We start from the raw sequence: 2,887 nt of genomic DNA on the forward strand, positions 1-2,887 counted from the left end.
AGAGTTTGCGATTATTCCTCGATCAACCCTCATTGACCTGCCCCCAGAGTCACCTTCACCACCCCCACCAGCAGACCCAGCCGAATCCCAACAGGACCCAGACGAGACTCAAGAGCAGGAACCCTCAGAAGAGCAGCCACTAAGGATTCCCGAGGAATTTATCTTTGAAGCAGAAGGGGTGATTCTCGATCCGTCTGTGCTGTATTTTGCCCAGTTGGCTCATCGGCGACGCGGAAAAGCGGGTGGGCGGGGATTGATTTATTCCCAAGACCGGGGTCGTTATGTCAAACCCATGTTTCCCAAGGGCGACATTCAGCGAATTGCGGTGGATGCCACTTTAAGAGCCGCTGCACCCTATCAAAAAATTCGCCATCGTCGCCAACCGGGTCGTCGGGTAATCGTTGAGGAGCAGGACATTCGCACCAAGCGCTTAGCCCGAAAAGCGGGTGCCCTGATTATTTTTGTGGTGGATGCTTCCGGGTCAATGGCGTTGAATCGCATGGAAGCTGCCAAAGTAGCCGCCTTACAGATTTTGGCTGAAGCCTATCGCCATCGAGATCAAGTCGCGCTCATTGCCTTTCGAGGCGAACAAGCCGAGGTGTTGCTACCCCCAACCCGCTCCATTGCAGCGGCTCGCAGGCGGCTAGAACATCTGCCTTGTGGCGGAGGATCACCCCTAGCCCATGCTTTAGCACAGGCAATTCATGTGGGGCAAAATGCGCTGCAATCTAAGGATGTGAACCAGATAGTCATCATTCTCATTACCGATGGTCGAGCCAATATTTCCTTATCCCAGTCCTTAGGACAACCTTCCCCAGAAATCGAGAAACAAAGAATCAAAGATGAGGTACTGGAGATAGCCACCAAACTCTATGCATTCGGTTTGCAACTATTGTTGATTGATACAGAAAATAAGTTCATTTCTACAGGATTTTTAGCAGAGGTGGCTCAGCATGCCTGCGGGAAATACTATCAGCTCCCCAAAGCCAGCCAACGAGACATTGCAGCAACGACCCAGGCTGCCCTGCATGAAGTTGCCTGAGGTGCTGCTTGGAATTGTTGGGTAAGAGTGAACACCACTTCCAGGCAAATAAACAAGGTTGAATCATGGTCAAAAAAAGCTCGGACCTAATGTTCCAGAAGGTTTCTGCCCTGAGTCTGTTCATTAACCGATATGAATTTGGTGTGGCAGTTTAATTGCTGATCAAACAGATCTAGAGCATAACCATTGATGGAAGGACTCCTGATTAACTACACCTTTGAAAAAGCATTTGATAAATGCGGTGTTCTCAGTATCAGCACGAGCTTGCCACACTTCTTCTTGCAAATAGTAAGCCAATGGACTACTCATAACACTCGGTCATTCACTCAAATAGATATGAACTGTTACGAAAAGCATGACTAGTCTTATCACGCCTACCATCACGGGGATAATCGCTGAATCTCCCAAAATGCACCTTCTTGTTTCGTATATAGGAATCGATCATGGAGGCGATTGTGTCGGGCTTGCCAAAATTCAAAACTATGGGGAACAACCCGATACCCACCCCAAAAAGAAGGTAAAGGGATTTCACCCGTGAGGAACTTCTGTTTCATCTCTTCAAATTTTGAATCCAGTACTGCGCGGGAGGAAATTACAGAACTTTGATGAGAACACCAAGCTCCAATTTGACTCCCGCGAGGCCGAGTTGCAAAGTATTTCAGAGATTCTGTAGTTGGAATTTTGGTAGCAGTGCCCAGAATTTGGATTTGACGGTCTAGCGCGATCCAAAGAAACAGTAGCGAGACCTGTGGGTTTGCCCCTATGTGACAAGCTTTTCTGCTGGTGTAGTTGGTAAAGAAGACAAAGCCATTAACATCAAAGGACTTTAGAAGCACTGTTCTCATAAAGGGCTGTGCTTCACGAGAAACGGTTCCTAATATCATGGCATTGGGCTCTGGGATATTGGCTTCACAAGCTTGTTGAAACCAGCATTCAAATTGGGCTACTGGATCCTGATCTAGGTCCTGTAGCTGAAGTCCAAATTTGTTGTGTTTGTCCCAAGCCATTTAAGCGATTCATGATGATATGGATCAAGGAATAAAGAGGAGGCATCAGAGAGAGGGAAGGGGAATTTCTGATACCCCCTTCCAAGCTTTACTCAGTATCAATTAACTCAACTGCTCTTCCAGCAGTCTTTACAGTACTTCCCAGTTTCTCCTGGTGGGTCACGAGATTAAATACAGGCTCACCGATCTCAGCTTTTACCTCAGCCTCCAGTTCCAGCATGGCCTTTCGATTGAATTCGAAGGCCGCATTCGCTTCAAGAACAATCCGTTGAATGGTTGCTTGATTAAGGGGCAGGCTATTGAGAGTATCTCGGTATTTGGCTTTGAATGTATGTCTAGCTTCGAGGGTTGGGAGTTGCTCAAACTCATACAGCCCTGTGCCGCGACCGGGTGGTAAGTCTAAAGCGGTGCGAATGATTTTTTTCAGGCTTTGTCCTCCTGATAAATCCCCCATATAGCGAACATAGGCATGGGCAACCAGCAGTTCTGGTGAGTGTGCAGCAACTTCCCTAATGTGCTTGACATAAGCCAATCCAGCGTTCAAAGGCTGGATTTGGTTGCGCCAGTGTTCACCATAGTAAAAGACTAAATCCAGCTCCAAGTTGGGGGTGCGATTCAGCTCTGGGAAATAGATCGCACCCACCACTGCATGATTTTGATGACGCTGAAGTGCTTCTTCCAGTGTGCTGTAGACGTAATATAGGTTAGCAAGCAATTTGCGAAAAGACTCACGCACTACCATTCCCTTGAGAACACACTTCATAAAAGCTGTATTCTCAGCAGCAGTATGGGACTGTTGTGTGCCGTCCCTTAGTCGGGATGCGAGATTGCTGGCCAT

3 protein-coding genes are annotated in these 2,887 nt (G+C 47.7%); 1 reads left to right on the forward strand and 2 read right to left on the reverse strand.

Annotation, left to right across the window (positions count from 1 at the left end; genetic code table 11):
* A partial coding sequence (locus Q0991_RS08695) for a VWA domain-containing protein (protein ID WP_299487451.1) occupies positions 1–1,042 on the forward strand: 1,042 nt, incomplete at its 5' end.
* A 380-nt stretch (positions 1,043–1,422) separates the two neighbouring features.
* On the opposite strand, the gene pdxH is transcribed toward Q0991_RS08695, so the two are convergent.
* Positions 1,423–2,049 (reverse strand): pyridoxamine 5'-phosphate oxidase, encoded by a 627-nt coding sequence (gene pdxH, locus Q0991_RS08700; RefSeq protein WP_299487452.1) that lies wholly within the window; start codon positions 2,047–2,049, stop codon positions 1,423–1,425.
* 88 nt (positions 2,050–2,137) lie between these two features.
* Positions 2,138–2,887: heme oxygenase (biliverdin-producing) (locus Q0991_RS08705; RefSeq protein WP_299487453.1), on the reverse strand; the 750-nt coding region annotated here is incomplete at its 5' end.

The sequence above is a fragment of the Acaryochloris sp. IP29b_bin.137 genome, assembly GCF_028285745.1.
Taxonomy (GTDB): domain Bacteria; phylum Cyanobacteriota; class Cyanobacteriia; order Thermosynechococcales; family Thermosynechococcaceae; genus Acaryochloris.

Coding starts and splice junctions, on each gene's coding strand:
- pdxH (WP_299487452.1), bottom strand. CDS start 2,049: ATGGCTTGGGACAAACACAACAAATTTGGACTTCAGCTACAGGACCTA.